Source organism: Streptomyces sp. Z26 (genome assembly GCF_003665095.1).
In the GTDB taxonomy this organism is placed as follows: domain Bacteria; phylum Actinomycetota; class Actinomycetes; order Streptomycetales; family Streptomycetaceae; genus Streptomyces; species Streptomyces phytohabitans.
On sequence record NZ_RCHV01000002.1, the window covers coordinates 921,407 to 935,793 of the forward strand.

The window sequence follows — 14,387 nt, forward strand, 5'->3', positions numbered from 1 at the left end:
GTGCCTGTTCCAGCGTGGGGGCGCGCTGGGTGTCGTCGCTGCCGTGGTCGCTCACCGGAGCCTCCCGAGGGCCTCGCCGTCCAGGTGCGGGGAGTGCAGCCGCTCGACTCCCACGGCCACTTCCGGCACTTCCATGCCGACCAATTCCCTTACCCGCAAAGCGACATGCCGACGCACCGCGCCGCACTGCGCCCCGATGTCGGAGGGATAGCCGAGGGTCAGGGAGACCCGGACCCGGGCGGCGTTCCCCCGTACGGCGACGGACGCCGACGGGGCCGCCCGCCCGCCGCCGCGCCCCGGCCCGGCCGCTTCCGGACCGGAGCGCAGCGCCTCCCGCGCGGCCTGCGCCGCGACCTTCTCGACCACCCGGTCCGCGATACGGAGCGCGCCGCGCCCGTCCGCGGCCACGGACCCGGTCACCGCGGGCGGCGGCGGCCGTCGCCCCCGCCGCCGCCCGGCCGGAGGAAGTCGCCCAACTCCAGGTCGCCCTCCAGCACCCGCCCCGCGACGAACCCGACGGCGCCGAGCGCCGCCACCAGCAGGAAGGCCCCGAAGCCGCCGAAGTATCCGGCGAAGCCCAACGCCATCCCTGCGATCAAGCCGACCACGGCCATGCTCATGCTGCGCTCCTCCACTCGTGGGGGCTCGACGCTACTGGAGCGCCGGTCTGCCCGACCCGTCGTCGTCGTCCTCCTCGTCCGGCAACTTCACGTCGCTGACGGAGATGTTCACCTCGACCACCTCCAGGCCGGTCATGCGCTCGGTCGCGGCGATCACGTTCTCGCGTACGGAACGGGTGACGTCGGTGATCGAGACGCCGTACTCCACGACGATCTCCAGGTCCAGGGCCGTCTGCACCTCCCCGACCTCCGCCTTCACGCCCCGCGCCACCGACTTGGTGCCGCCGGGCACCCGGTCGCGTACGGCGCCGAAGGTACGGGCCAGGCCGCTGCCCATGGCGTGCACGCCGACGACGTCGCGGGCGGCGAGTCCGGCGATCTTCTCGACGACGCCGTCGTCGATGGTCGTACGGCCGCGGTCGGCGGGACCGCGGTCGGCGTAGGCTCCCTGCTCGTCGGAACCGCCGAGGTTCTTCCTGGTGTTGAGGTCGGAGGCCGTGGCGGAGCTGCCGCTCTCCGTGGCCTTGCGCTGTGCGGTCTCGGACATGGCGTCACCTCTCTGAGAGGCTTTCGGGGACATGGAACGGCCTGCCGCTCCGTCGCCCACGCTAGGGTCGCCCGGCCGCCCGCGCCCCGGCACCGGGCGCCGTACGGGTGACGCGCGCCGCGTACGGGCCCGTGGTGGGGCAGGCTGCGGGGCAGCACCAGGAACTCCGGGCCGAGGGGTCCGGAGGGGTGACCGGAAGAGGAGCGCGCCCATGACCGCCGAATCGCTGGCCGAGGCCGTACGCCGCCGACTCGACCTCGGCAGGCTGCTGCCGCTGGGCGACGCCGACGACACGGCGTGGATCGCCGAGTCCGCCGCGGTCGGCGCCCTGCGGCGGGCAGCCGCGGAGGTGCGCGGCGTGGTCCCGGGTACGTTCCGGCTCGCGCTGGCCGACCCGGACGGCGCCGTGCGGCGGGCGGTGCCCGCGCCGCCGAGCGGGCTGCCGTACGGGCCGCTGCGGCTGGAGGCGGAGTACGCGGCGGCCGCGGACGAGCCGCTGCCGGAGGTGTCGGAGCGGCTGCGTACGGCGCTGGCGCGGGCCGCGGACGTACGGCTCGGGTTGCCCGTACGGACGGTGGACCTGCGGATCACGGCGCTGCTGGACGGGGCGCCGGGCGCCGGGGCGTACGAGGAGGCGGAGAAGGAAGCGGCGTACTGCCGCGCGGACGGCGCGGTCGCGGCGGCGGTCGCCGCGGTGCCCGGCGTGGCGGGGCTCGTCGCGGCGCTGGCGCCGGGCGGGGTGACGACCGGGGGCGGCGGTGCGGACGGCACGGACGGCGACCGGGCGGCGCGCCACACGCAGGTGGAGATCGCCGTGGCCGACGGCCGCCGCGCCCTGGACGTGGCCCGTGCGGCGGGCACCGCCGCCGGGAACGCGGCGGCCGGTCCCGGCGGCGCCCCCGCCACCGCCGCCGTACTGGTCGCGGCGGTCGACGCGGGCCGTGAGAGCGCCGGTTAGTCCGCGAGGCCCGCCAGGTCGCGCAACCGGCGCCCCTGCGCCTCGCGTTCGGCGGCCCGCTGCTCCTCCTCCGTACGGTCGGCGGCGCCCGCGAGGAGCGCCTTCGTCTCGACGACCGCGTCCCGGGGCGCGGCGAGGATCGCGGCGGCCAGGTCGGTGACGGCGCCGTCCAGTTCGTCGCCCTTGACGACGAGGTTGGCCAGCCCGGTGCGTTCGGCCTCGGCCGCGTGGACGAAGCGGCCGGTCACGCAGATCTCCAGGGCGCGCGCGTAGCCGACGAGTCGGGTGAGCGGCGCGGTGCCGGTGAGGTCGGGCACCAGGCCGAGGCTGGTCTCGCGCATGGCGAACTGCGCGTCGTCCGCGCACACCCGCAGGTCGCAGGCGAGGGCGAGTTGGAAGCCGGCGCCGATGGCGTGGCCCTGGACGGCGGCGATGGTGACGAGGTCGGGGCGGCGCCACCAGGTGAACGCGCGCTGGTACGTGGCGATGGTGGCGTCCAGTTCCGCGTCGGAGCCCTTCGCCATCGCCAGGAACGACGGTTCGCCGTCGAAGCCCTCGGGCGTGAACGCCTGCCGGTCGAGCCCGGCGGAGAACGAGGCGCCCTGGGCGCGCAGCACGACGACCCGTACGTCGCCCGGCAGCAGACGTCCGGCCTCGTCCAGCGCCCGCCACATGGCGGGGGTCTGGGCGTTGCGCTTGGCGGGATGGGCGAGCGTGACCGTGGCCACGGCGCCGTCCACGTCGAGCAGCACGCCGTCCTTGTCGAGCAGCGGCTCGGTCATCGGGCATCCTCCGGTGGTTACTCAGCAGTTGTACCGAAGAGTAACCACCGGCGCGGACCGCCGGGAAGCCCCGTCAGGACGAAGCGGTCTTCTTGCCCCTCGTCGCTCCGCCACGCCCCCGCAGGGCGACACCGGACTCGCTGAGCATCCGGTGGACGAAGCCGTACGAGCGGCCGGTCTCCTCGGCCAGCGCCCGGATGCTCGCACCGGAGTCGTACTTCTTCTTGAGGTCTGCCGCGAGCTTCTCGCGCGCAGCGCCGGTCACCCGGCTGCCCTTCTTCAGAGTCTCGGCCACCCGTGCCTCCTCGTGGGAAGTGCGCTCTGTGACTCTCATGATCACCCCTAGGCCCCCATCTGGCCACCCATTCGGCAAGGTCGTCGCAAGTCGACCGGACGCCGGGTGCCCGTGTCCGGACGGCGCCGCAGGGTGACCGGACCGGCGCGGATTCTGGCGCTCCTCCGGCACGTTTCGCGAAACCCCAGGTCAACGGGGTGCGCCCGACGGCGGCCCGCGACGGCCCGTACCCCTGGCAGATCAGGGCGCGTACGGAGAGTGGCCGCGCCGTGGTACGAGCCGTTCTCACTCAGATGCGGGACCCGGCGGTGGGCCGAATGATCCAGTACGGAGTGATCACGCGCCGACGGGGGTCACGCGGGCGGGCGGCTCCGCGCGGAGACGGAGCCCCGAGCCCGGCGCGGAGCCGCCCCACCGGTCAGGCGAGCGCCACCAGGTCCGCGTAGTCCTGGCCCCACAGGTCCTCGACGCCGTCGGGCAGCAGGATGATCCGCTCCGGCTGGAGGGCGTCGACGGCGCCCTCGTCGTGCGTGACGAGGACGACGGCGCCGGTGAACGTGTGCAGCGCGCCGAGGATCTCCTCGCGGCTGGCGGGGTCGAGGTTGTTCGTCGGCTCGTCGAGGAGCAGCACGTTGGCGGACGAGACGACGAGGGTGGCGAGCGCCAGCCGGGTCTTCTCACCGCCGGACAGGACCCGGGCGGGCTTGTCGACGTCGTCGCCGGAGAACAGGAACGAGCCGAGCGTCTTGCGGATCGCCACCAGGTCCATGTCGGGCGCCGACGACCGCATGTTCTCCAGGACGGTACGGTCCGGGTCGAGCGTCTCGTGCTCCTGCGCGTAGTACCCGAGCTTCAGCCCGTGTCCCGGCTCGACCTTCCCGGTGTCCGGTTCCTCGACCCCGGCCAGCAGCCGGAGCAGCGTGGTCTTGCCCGCGCCGTTGAGGCCGAGGATGACGACGCGGGAGCCGCGGTCGATGGCCAGGTTGACGTCGGTGAAGATCTCCAGCGAGCCGTACGACTTGGACAGCCCGTCCGCCATCAGCGGCGTCTTGCCGCAGGGCGCGGGGTCGGGGAAGCGGAGCTTGGCGACCTTGTCCTGCTGCCGCTCGGCCTCCAGGCCGGACAGCAGCTTCTCGGCGCGGCGGGCCATGTTCTGCGCGGCGACGGCCTTGGTGGCCTTGGCGCGCATCTTGTCGGCCTGCTGGTTGAGGGAGGCGGCCTTCTTCTCGGCGTTGGCGCGCTCGCGCCTGCGGCGCCGCTCGTCGGCCTCGCGCTGGTCGATGTACTGCTTCCAGCCCATGTTGTAGACGTCGATCCGGGCACGGTTCGCGTCGAGGTAGAAGACGCGGTTGACGACGGTCTCGACCAGGTTGATGTCGTGGGAGATCACGATGAGCCCGCCGCGGTACGTGCGGAGGAAGTCCCGCAGCCACACGACGGAGTCCGCGTCGAGGTGGTTCGTCGGCTCGTCGAGCAGCAGGGTGTCCGCGTCGGAGAAGAGGATGCGGGCCAGCTCCACGCGGCGGCGCTGGCCGCCGGACAGGGTGTGCAGCGGCTGCCCCAGCACCCGGTCGGGCAGCCCGAGGCTGGCGGCGATGGTGGCGGCCTCGGCCTCGGCGGCGTACCCGCCCTTGGTGAGGAACTCCGTCTCCAGGCGCTCGTACTTGCGCATGGCGCGCTCGCGGGTGGCGCCCTGGCCGTTCGCCATCCGGTCCTCGTTCTCCCGCATCTTGCGGATGACGGCGTCGAGGCCGCGTGCGGCGAGGATGCGGTCGCGGGCCAGCACGTCGAGGTCGCCGGTACGGGGGTCCTGCGGGAGGTAGCCGACCTCGCCGCTGCGGCTGATGGTCCCCGCGGCGGGCACGCCCTCGCCCGCGAGGCACTTGGTGAGGGTGGTCTTGCCGGCGCCGTTGCGGCCGACGAGGCCGACGCGGTCGCCGGCGGCGATCCGGAAGTCGGCGGTCTCGATGAGGACACGGGCGCCGGCGCGCAGCTCAAGGCGGGAGGCGGTGATCACGGTCAGGGCTCCAAGGCGGGAAGGGGTGACGTACGTACGACGGATGAGCGGGCGAAGACGTACGGACGCCTAATGCACGAGGAGATGAGCCATGACCCCAGTCTAACGGCGGCGCGCAAGTCGGTTTTCCGGCGGCCGCCCCGCCCCGGCGGAGGCCGGAGTGGGGGGCGGCTACGCGCGTCACACGCCCTCGGGATCCCCCGTGTGCACCTGGAACGCGGCTCTGCGCACCGCCTTGGCCAGCGCCGGGTCGGGGTGCGCGGCGGCGAGGGCGACGAGCACCTGCACCGTACGGGGATGGCCGGTGGCCCGTACCTCGTCCAGCAGGTCCGGCACCGAGCCCTGCACCGCGGTGTCGAGGTGGTCGACGAGCAGCCGCCCCTCCCCGTGGTCGGTGACGGCCGCGGCGGTGTCGACCCACAGCCAGGTGGCCTCCTCGCGGGTGAGCACGCCGGAGGCGCCGCCCGCCAGCTCCTCGGGGTCGGCGCCCTCCAGCTCGGCGAGCCAGAGCAGGGCGTACGGGCGGAGCGTCGGCTCGTACGCGGCGGCCCGTACGTCCGGCTCCGCCGGGGAGCCGACCACGCGCAGCGCCTCGAAGGCGAGGCCGCGGATGAGGGCGTCCTCGCCGCGCGCGGCCTCCAGCAGTTCGCTGACGGCGGGCCCGGTGGGCCGGGCGGCGAGCCAGGCGCGGCACTCGGCGCGGGACGGGCCGGGGGTGAGCTGCGCGCAGCCGCGCAGCATGTCCTCGGCGGACTGCTCGATGTTGCCCGCGGGGCTCTGGGCGGCGACGCAGATCTGCTCCAGCTTGGTCCACACCGCCCAGTTCCCCAGGGGGGTGAGCGCGGCGGTGGGGACCGTACGCGTCTCGCGGGCGCCCGCCGGGTCGCGCGCCTCGGCGGGGTCGCGGGCGTCACAGCGGGTGAGGGCGCCGACCGAGGCGAGGCCGTCGAGGGCCCAGCCGAGGAGGGCGGGCAGCGAGGTGTCGGTGTCGGGGGTGCCGGACAGGTCGGCGCCCGACTCGCGTTCGCTGCGCAGCTCGGTGATGCGCTGGGCCAGCATGTCGTGCAGCGCGGGCAGCGTGACCGGGCCCGACGACAGGTGCAGCAGCGACAGCAACTGCGGCATGGCCACGACGACCTCGCCGACGAGCACCGGGTCGGCGGCGTCGGCCGGGGTGGGCCGGGCCAGGGACCAGGCGTCGAAGAGGCCGACCCAGCCGCGCAGCACGGCGGCGTCGTCACGCTCCCAGGCGCGCAGCCGCCAGCCGGGTCTCGCCGTGTCGCCGTGCACCTCGACGAGCCCGGCGAGCCGGGCCCGGTCCCAGTCGGCGCGCACCTGCGCGGGGGTGCGGCGCAGCTCCTCGGCGGCCCGTTCGAAGGCGTCGGAGGTGGGCACGGCCGCGGTGTGCGGCTCGTCGGCGACCCAGCGGGCCATCCGTACGGCGCTGCCGAGCACGGCCCTGGCCTGCCGGGCCAGTGCGGCGGGCGACGGGGTGCCCTCGGGCGGCCTGGGCGCGGACGAACCGTGCGCGGGCCAGGCCCGGCTGCGGGCCGCCTCGGTCACGGTGCGGCGCGCGGCGGCGATGGGTCGTCGGGGTACGAGGCGCAGTCGGGTGTCTCGCGGTGTACGGGACGTCACAGGAGCAGTCTTCATGGTGCGGGGCGAAAATCCCAAACGGGGGTCGCCCCCGGCTCACTTGCGGCGGCCGACGCCCCCGCCCCGGGCCGCCCCGCGCCGTGTTCCCGCGCCCCGTGCCGCCCCGCGCCGGGGCGCGCGCCCCGCCGGTGTCCCGGCGGGGCGTCCGCGTGCGGGCGGACGGGGTACGAGACGGCGTGCGCCGGACACCGTAGAGGTGTCTCCGCGCCAGGGTGCCGTCGCCGGGGCGTGGTAAGGGGCGGGCCCGGCGGGAGGCACCGTACGGGCGCGGGGCGGGCGGCCGAAGTGCCGTACGCCGGGCGGCGGGTGCCGGGTGACGGGTGACGGGTGGCGGGTGCCGGTCACATGACGGAGGTGAGGAAGCGGCGGAGCACCTCCTCGTACGCGGCGGGGTCGACGTTCCACATCGCCGCGTGCCGGGCGTCCGGCACCCCGTGGAAGGACACCAGGTGGGGGTGGCGGCGGGCGAGTTCGCGGGAGTGCTCCCAGGGGGCGACGGTGTCGTCCGGGCCGTGCACGACGAGGGTGGGCACGGTGGGGCGGGCGGGGCCGTGGGGCGCGTCCGGGCCGCCGCCGGTGGGGAGTTCGCCGTCCGCGCGGAGGGCGACGCGGCCCTCGGCGGCCCGTACGGCCAGCGGGAGCAGCGCGCGCGGCGTGCCGCGGGCGGCGGCCAGGGCGCGCAGGGTGGCGCGGCGGTCCAGCACGGGCGAGTCCAGGACGAGGCCGCTGACGTGCTGGCGGAGCGGCGATTCGGCGGCGGCGCGCAACGCCATGTACGCGCCGGTGGACCAGCCGTACAGCACGACGCGGTCGGCGCCGTAGCGCACGGCGTAGCGGAGGGCGGCGTCCACGTCGCGCCACTCGGTGTCGCCGAGGTGGCCGACGCCGTTGGCGGGGCGGGGCGCGCCGCTGTCGCCCCGGTACGCGAGGGCGAGGACGGGGAGCTGCTGCCCGTGCAGGAACGGCAGGACGTTCAGGGCCTGTTCGACGGTGGTGCCGAGTCCGTGCACGGCGATCACCCAGGTGTCGCGGCGGCCGGGGACGAACCAGCCGGGCAGGGTGCCGGTCTCGCCGGGGACGTCGACGTCGACGTGGTCGATGCCCAGCGCCTCGCGGGGGTCACCGACGTGCACGAGCGGCGTGAGCCGGACCTTCGCGCCCGGCCGCAGGTCGCCGTAGGTGACGCGCTCCAGCCGCCGTACGGTCGTGTCCACCGCGGCGTCGTCGGGCGGGTCGGCCGGTTCGGGGCCGACGACGGCGTGGCAGCCGCGCCCGTACAGCCCGTACGTGCCGGGGAGCCGGGCGGTGAGGGAACGGGTGAGGGCGATGTCGCCGGAGTGGTGGGCGTCGTCCGGCGCGGGGTCGCCGTCCGCTCCGGGTGACCAGAGGGTGAACGAGTGCACGGTGAGCGGCGGGTCCGCGAACCCGGCGGGCACGGGGGGCCGCCCGCGGCGGGCGCGGGTGGGCCGCAGGGCGGCGTCGGCGGCGTACCGCCCGGCGGCGGCCGCCGCGGCCGCCGCGCCCAGCGCGGTGGTGGCGGTCAGGGCCGCGGTCGTCTTGAGGCGCATCCTGCCAAGTGTCGGGCCCAGGCGGCCCGGCGGCCAGTGGCGGACGGTGGGCGGGTGACCGGCGCGGGGGGGCGTACGGGCGGCGCGCTCCCGTACGCGTCGGTCCGTGGTCGTCACGTCGGCGGCGCCGGGTACGTGGGGCGTCGGCCGGGGGCGGTCCGTGAGGCGTCAGCCGGTGGGGCGGCGGTCCGCCCGCTGCCCGTAGCCGCGCAGGGCGGCGGCCACCCGGTCCAGTTCCTCCGGCGGCAGCAGGTGCGGCGTACGTCCCGGGACGGACGAGGCCGTGAGCCAGACGCGGCACATCCACTCCAACTGCGCGGTGCGGTCGTACGCCTGGTCCAGGCCGGTGCCGTACGTGACGGTGCCGTGGTTCCGGAGGAGGCAGCCGCTGCGGTCGCGGAGCGCGTGGAGCATGTGGGCGGCCAGCTCGTCGGTGCCGTACGTGGCGTACGGCGCGACGCGCACCGGGCCGCCGAGCGCGGCCGTCATGTAGTGGACGGCGGGGAGTTCGTCGACGAGCGTGGAGACGGCGGTGGCGTGGACGGCGTGCGTGTGCACGACGGCGGTGGCGTCCGTGGCGCGGTAGACGGCGAGGTGCATGGGGAGTTCGCTGGTCGGGCGGAGCCGTCCGGCCACGGGGCGGCCGTCGAGGTCGACGGCGCACAGGTCGTCGGGGCCGAGCCGGTCGTACGGGACGCCGGTGGGGGTGACGAGGACGGTGTCGTGGACGCGCACCGAGACGTTGCCGGAGGTGCCCACCACGAGGCCCTCGGTCACGGTCCTCCGGGCGGTGTCCACCAACTCCCGCCAGGCACAAGCCTGTTCGTCGTTCCGCGTGGTCTCCATCGCGCACCTCCAGCCCCGAACCCTAGCGCGAACCACACGTGCACCGGCTGTGACGCATCGTGATGTTCTCCTCACAAGACGCCTCGGGGAGTGACACTCCGAAGCCCGCCCGAATTCACCTCCCGTTCACTCGCGATCTTTAGGTTCACGACGTCATCTCCCCTCGACTGATTGCGCCGGGTGAATGGAACACATCACGCTTCTCATCGGGATCGTGATCGTCACGGCCTTGGTGTTCGACTTTACGAACGGCTTCCACGACACGGCCAACGCCATGGCCACCACCATCTCCACCGGCGCCCTCAGACCGAAGACCGCGGTGGCGATGTCCGCGGTCCTCAACCTGATCGGCGCGTTCGTGTCGGTCGAGGTCGCGAAGACCATCTCCTCCGGACTGATCGACGAGGACTCCGGGATCAAACCCGAGGTCATCTTCGCCGCGCTGGTCGGCGCCATCGTCTGGAACATGCTGACGTGGCTCGCGGGGCTCCCCTCCAGCTCGTCGCACGCCCTGATGGGCGGCCTGCTCGGCGCGACCGCCGCCTCCGTCGGCTTCGGCGCCGTCAACGGTGACGTCGTCGTCATGAAGGTGCTCATACCCGCGCTCGCCGCGCCGCTCGTGGCCGGTGTGGCCGCGATGTTCGCGACGCGGCTGTCGTACGCCATGACGCGCAACGCCGACGAGGCGCGGACCGCGAAGGGCTACCGCGCCGGGCAGATCACCTCCGCCGCGCTCGTCTCCCTCGCCCACGGCACGAACGACGCGCAGAAGACGATGGGCGTCATCACCCTCGCGCTGATCTCCGGCGGGGCCCTCGGCGCCGACGCGGACCCGCCGATGTGGGTGGTCGTGGCGGCCGGTACGGCGATCGCGCTCGGCACGTACCTCGGCGGCTGGCGCATCATCCGCACCATGGGCAAGGGCATCACCGACATCCAGCCGCCGCAGGGCTTCGCGGCGCAGACGAGCGCCGCCGCGACGATCCTCGCGTCGTCGCACATCGGCTTCTCGCTCTCCACCACGCACGTCTGCTCCGGCGCCGTCATGGGCTCCGGTCTCGGCCGCAAGGGCGGCGTCGTGCGCTGGTCCACGGCGGGCCGGATGGCGGTCGGCTGGGGGCTGACGATCCCGGCGGCGGCGCTGGTCGCGGCGCTCGCCGCGGTGGTGGCCGAGCAGGGCGACTGGGGCGTGACGGTCGTCGCCGTCCTCGCCCTCGCCGTCTGCGGCGGCATCTGGCTGGCCTCCCGGCGGGAGCCGGTCGACCACACCAACGTCAACGACGTGCCCGGCGCCACCCCGGTCCCCGGCGCGCCGACCGCCGACGCGCCGCAGGGCGTCGTCACCGCGGCGCTCCGGTCGGTCGCGCCGCCGCCCCCGGCGGGCGCCCGCCGCTCCGGCGAGGACGCGGCCACGACGGCCGCCCCGGCCGGTGACGCGTCGGACGACGACGCGGGCACGGCCCCGGCGGGGACGGCGCCGGACGGTGCCGCCGAGGGCACCATCCCCCGGCAGGCGACCGGGGGTTCGGGTCCCGCGGGTCTCTCCGGTACGGGCGCCCCGGGCGCCGGTGCGCGGGGTGCCGACGCGCGGCCCGCGGCCTCCAGCCTCTCCTGACCGTCTCCGACCTCTCCCTGTTAGGACGCACGCATGGACATCGACTGGGCCGCACTCGGCGAGGTCTTCGGCATAAGCCTGGTGGCGACCGTCGGGCTGGTGGGCGTGTTCACGCTCGGCATCCTCGGTTCCTCCTCGCCCGCCGGGGGCGGGGGCGCCACCACGCTGGCGCGCACCGGCGCGTACGCCTGCTTCGCGCTGTGCGCCGCCGCCGTGGCGTTCGGCATCTACCTCATCGCCGCCTGACCGGGCCCACCCGCCCGGTGCCGTGATTCCCGGCCCGTCGTCCCCCCGGGGGGCGGCGGGCCGGTGTCGTAGGCGCGGCGCCGCCGGGTGGGCGGACCGCGAACTCCCCCGGGCGCGCCGCGAGTTGACCCCGGCGGTACGGCCCGTGCGGCGCACCGGCCCCCCGGCGGCGGCGCGGACCACGGCGGGGCGGTCGCGGTGGGCGTCCCCGTGTGCCTGCTCACACTCTCCCGCCGCAGGTCAGGGCCCAGTTGACGGTCACCGGCGCGCGTGGTGGACTGCCCGCGTTGCCGAACGGCGGCAGGAGAGGAAGCCGGTGCGAGTCCGGCGCGGTCCCGCCACTGTCACCGGGGAGCGTCCCCCAACCCAGTTGTCACGGCCCGGAGTTCGGGCTGGAAGGCCGGAGCGGACGCCGATCCGGGAGCCAGGAGACTCTCACCGCCGGACACGTCGAGCCAGGGCGCGGACCCTGAGTGAGGACACACCCATGCCCGGCTTTCCCTGCGCCCAGCCACCCGGCTCCCCCACGGCCACCGCGTACGCGCACGCGGTGCGCGCCGCCGCCCCGTACGCGCGCTGAGCGGTGCGGACCGCACGCGCCCACACGTACGGCGCGGCCCTCGGCTTCCTCGCCGACCTGCTGCTGGCCGACCCCCGGCGCGGCCACCCCGTGGCCGCCTTCGGGCGGGCCGCCGGGCGGCTGGAACGCGCCCTGTGGCGCGACCACCGCGGCGCCGGGGCGCTGCACACGGCGCTCTGCGTCGGCGGCGCAGCCGGGACGGCCGCGGCGGCGACGGCGCTGACCCGACCGTCACCGGGGCGGGACCCGGGGCGGGACGCCGGTGGCGTGGCCGCGCGGGAGGTGCCGTACGCCGCGCTGACCGCCGCCGTCACCTGGACCGTGCTCGGCGGTACGTCCCTGGCCCGCGAGGCGGCGGCCGTCGGCGCCGCGCTCGACGCGGGCGACCTGGCGGGGGCCAGGCGGCGGCTGCCGCACCTGTGCGGCCGCGACCCGTACGCGCTGGACGCCGACGGGATCGCGCGCGCGGTGGTGGAGTCCGTCGCCGAGAACACCTCGGACGCCGTCGTCGGCGCCCTCGTGTGGGGCGCGGTCGCGGGCGTGCCGGGGATGGCGGCGTTCCGCGCCGCGAACACGCTGGACGCGATGGTCGGCCACCGGTCGCCCGCGTACCTCCGCTTCGGCTGGGCCGCCGCCCGCCTCGACGACGTGCTCGGCTGGCCCGGCGCCCGGCTGACCGCCGCGCTGGCCGCCCTCGCGGGCCCGGACCCGCGCGGCGCGGCGCGCGCGTGGCGCGCGGACGCCGGGGCGCACCCGAGCCCCAACGCGGGGCCCGTGGAGGCGGCGTTCGCGGGCGCGCTGGGCCTGCGGCTGGGCGGCACGCTGTCGTACGGGGGGCGCGTCGAGCACCGTCCGGTGCTCAACCCGGGCGGGCGGGCGCCCGTTCCGGCGGACGTGGCCCGTGCCGTACGGCTGTCCCGGCGGGTGAACGCGCTCGCGCTGGCCGTGACGCTCACCGCGCGCGCGGCGGCGTTCTCCGCGTCCGCGGCACGTACCGAGACGGCGGGCGGCCGGGAGCGGCCCCCGGGGAAGGGGGCACGGTGAGCGGCGCGCTGCTGGTCGCGGGCACCACGTCGGACGCCGGGAAGAGCGTGGTCACGGCGGGGATCTGCCGCTGGCTGGCCCGGCGGGGGGTGAAGGTCGCGCCGTTCAAGGCGCAGAACATGTCCCTCAACTCGTACGTCACCCGGGACGGCGCCGAGATCGGCCGCGCCCAGGCCATGCAGGCCGCCGCCGCGCGCGTGGAGCCCAGCGCGCTGATGAACCCGGTGCTCCTCAAGCCCGGCGGCGACCGTACGAGTCAGGTCGTGCTGCTGGGCAGGGCGGTGGGGGAGATGAGCGCGCGCGGGTACTTCGGCCGTACGGACGGCGAGGGCCGTACGGACGGCGCGCACGCGGGGGACGAGACGCACGCGGGGGACGGTCGTCGCGCCCTGCTGGAGACCGTCACCGACTGCCTCGCCACGCTGCGCGCCACCCACGACGCGGTGATCTGCGAGGGCGCGGGCAGCCCCGCCGAGATCAACCTGCGCCGTACCGACATCGTCAACATGGGTCTCGCGCGCGCGGCGCGCGTCCCGGTCGTCGTGGTGGGCGACATCGACCGGGGCGGTGTCTTCGCCTCGTTCTTCGGCACCACGGCGCTGCTCGCCGCCGAGGACCAGGAGCTGGTCGCGGGCTACCTGGTGAACAAGTTCCGCGGCGACGTCTCCCTCCTCCGCCCCGGCCTGGACACCCTGGAACGGCTCACCGGGCGGCCGACGCTGGGCGTGCTGCCGTACGCGCACGGGCTCGGCATCGACGAGGAGGACGGGCTGCGCCTGTCGCTGCGCGGCACCGTGCGGGAGAGCGCGTCCGGCGCGCCGTACGGCGCGGACGTGCTGCGCGTGGCGGTCCTGCCGGTACCGCTGATGTCGAACTTCACGGACGTGGACGCCCTCGCCGCCGAACCGGGCGTCGCCGTCCGCTTCACCGACCGGCCGGAGGAACTGGCCGACGCCGACCTGGTGGTGCTGCCCGGCACCCGGGGCACGGTGCGCGCCCTCGCGTGGCTGCGCGAGCGCGGGCTGGCGGCGGCGGTGTGCGCGCGGGCCGCCGAGGGCCGCCCGGTGCTCGGCGTCTGCGGCGGCTACCAGCTGCTGGGCGAACGCATCGAGGACGACGTCGAGTCACGCGCGGGCGTCGTACCGGGCCTCGGACTGCTGCCCGTACGCGTCCGGTTCGCCGCGGCGAAGACCCTGGCGCGTCCCGTCGGTACGGCCCTGGGCGAACGGGTCGAGGGCTACGAGATCCACCACGGCGTGGCCGAGGTGCTCGGCGGCGAACCGTTCCTCGCGGACGCGGAGGGCCGTCCGGCGGACGGCTGCCGGTCCGGCGCGGTGTGGGGCACGCACTGGCACGGCTCGCTGGAGAGCGACGGTTTCCGGCGCGCGTTCCTGCGGCGGGTGGCGGCGGACGCCGGGCGGGCGTTCGTGCCCGCGCCGGACACGGAGTTCGCCGCCTTGCGCGAGGAGCAGTTGGAGCGCCTCGGCGACCTGATCGAGGAGCACGCCGACACCGACGCGCTGCTGCGGCTGATCGAACGGGGGGCGCCGCCGGGTCTGCCGTTCGTGCCGCCCGGGGTGCCGTGAGCACGGCCGCGCCCACAGCGCGCAGCC

14 protein-coding genes and 1 riboswitch are annotated in these 14,387 nt (G+C 75.9%); of the genes, 5 read left to right on the top strand and 9 right to left on the bottom strand.

Features of this window, described 5'->3' with window-relative positions:
• Nucleotides 1-51 precede the first annotated feature (51 nt).
• Genes D7M15_RS04035 through D7M15_RS04045 form a run of 3 tightly spaced genes read right to left on the bottom strand, consistent with a single transcriptional unit; the run spans nucleotide 52 to nucleotide 1,167 of the window.
• Nucleotides 52-408 carry a hypothetical protein gene (locus tag D7M15_RS04035; RefSeq protein ID WP_240649119.1) on the bottom strand — a complete coding sequence of 119 codons (357 nt, stop codon included), beginning with the start codon at nucleotides 406-408 and terminating at the stop codon, nucleotides 52-54.
• Between the two features lie 8 nt (nucleotides 409-416).
• Complete coding sequence (locus tag D7M15_RS04040; RefSeq protein ID WP_121516219.1) at nucleotides 417-620, bottom strand: hypothetical protein; 204 nt, start codon at nucleotides 618-620, stop codon at nucleotides 417-419.
• A 31-nt stretch (nucleotides 621-651) separates the two neighbouring features.
• The gene (locus D7M15_RS04045; protein ID WP_121516220.1) at nucleotides 652-1,167 is read right to left on the bottom strand and encodes an Asp23/Gls24 family envelope stress response protein; all 516 of its coding nucleotides are present in this window, start codon (nucleotides 1,165-1,167) and stop codon (nucleotides 652-654) included.
• Between the two features lie 211 nt (nucleotides 1,168-1,378).
• On the opposite strand from D7M15_RS04045, the gene D7M15_RS04050 reads away from it, so the two are divergent.
• Entirely contained in the window at nucleotides 1,379-2,125 is a 747-nt protein-coding gene (locus D7M15_RS04050; RefSeq protein ID WP_121516221.1) for a hypothetical protein, read from the top strand.
• Here the strand turns inward: D7M15_RS04050 and D7M15_RS04055 are convergent.
• The 6 genes from D7M15_RS04055 to D7M15_RS04080 all read right to left on the bottom strand — a co-directional run bounded on the left by D7M15_RS04055 (nucleotide 2,122) and on the right by D7M15_RS04080 (nucleotide 9,289).
• A complete protein-coding gene (locus D7M15_RS04055) occupies nucleotides 2,122-2,907 on the bottom strand; it encodes an enoyl-CoA hydratase/isomerase family protein (protein ID WP_121516222.1) in 786 nt (261 codons plus the stop codon). The genes D7M15_RS04050 and D7M15_RS04055 overlap by 4 nt on opposite strands.
• A gap of 73 nt (nucleotides 2,908-2,980) precedes the next feature.
• A complete protein-coding gene (locus tag D7M15_RS04060) occupies nucleotides 2,981-3,202 on the bottom strand; it encodes a helix-turn-helix domain-containing protein (protein WP_240649120.1) in 222 nt (73 codons plus the stop codon).
• Nucleotides 3,203-3,620: 418 nt separating this feature from the next.
• Entirely contained in the window at nucleotides 3,621-5,219 is a 1,599-nt protein-coding gene (locus D7M15_RS04065; protein ID WP_121516223.1) for an ABC-F family ATP-binding cassette domain-containing protein, read from the bottom strand.
• Between the two features lie 180 nt (nucleotides 5,220-5,399).
• A complete protein-coding gene (locus tag D7M15_RS04070) occupies nucleotides 5,400-6,857 on the bottom strand; it encodes a hypothetical protein (protein ID WP_121516224.1) in 1,458 nt (485 codons plus the stop codon).
• A gap of 359 nt (nucleotides 6,858-7,216) precedes the next feature.
• The gene (locus D7M15_RS04075; RefSeq protein WP_121516225.1) at nucleotides 7,217-8,443 is read right to left on the bottom strand and encodes an alpha/beta fold hydrolase; all 1,227 of its coding nucleotides are present in this window, start codon (nucleotides 8,441-8,443) and stop codon (nucleotides 7,217-7,219) included.
• Between the two features lie 168 nt (nucleotides 8,444-8,611).
• Nucleotides 8,612-9,289: a class II aldolase/adducin family protein gene (locus tag D7M15_RS04080; RefSeq protein ID WP_121516226.1), complete on the bottom strand. Its 678-nt coding sequence runs from the start codon at nucleotides 9,287-9,289 to the stop codon at nucleotides 8,612-8,614.
• 184 nt (nucleotides 9,290-9,473) lie between these two features.
• On the opposite strand from D7M15_RS04080, the gene D7M15_RS04085 reads away from it, so the two are divergent.
• From D7M15_RS04085 to D7M15_RS04100, 4 genes are all read left to right on the top strand, one after another.
• Complete coding sequence (locus D7M15_RS04085) at nucleotides 9,474-10,904, top strand: inorganic phosphate transporter (protein WP_121516227.1); 1,431 nt, start codon at nucleotides 9,474-9,476, stop codon at nucleotides 10,902-10,904.
• Nucleotides 10,905-10,937: 33 nt separating this feature from the next.
• Nucleotides 10,938-11,150, top strand: coding sequence for a hypothetical protein (locus D7M15_RS04090; RefSeq protein WP_121516228.1), 213 nt, complete (start codon nucleotides 10,938-10,940; stop codon nucleotides 11,148-11,150).
• Nucleotides 11,151-11,455: 305 nt separating this feature from the next.
• Nucleotides 11,456-11,585: riboswitch (cobalamin riboswitch) on the top strand.
• Between the two features lie 148 nt (nucleotides 11,586-11,733).
• Entirely contained in the window at nucleotides 11,734-12,774 is a 1,041-nt protein-coding gene (locus D7M15_RS04095) for a cobalamin biosynthesis protein (RefSeq protein WP_121516229.1), read from the top strand.
• Nucleotides 12,771-14,360, top strand: coding sequence for a cobyric acid synthase (locus tag D7M15_RS04100; RefSeq protein ID WP_121516230.1), 1,590 nt, complete (start codon nucleotides 12,771-12,773; stop codon nucleotides 14,358-14,360). Before D7M15_RS04095 ends, D7M15_RS04100 begins: the two co-directional genes overlap by 4 nt.
• Nucleotides 14,361-14,387: the final 27 nt, after the last annotated feature.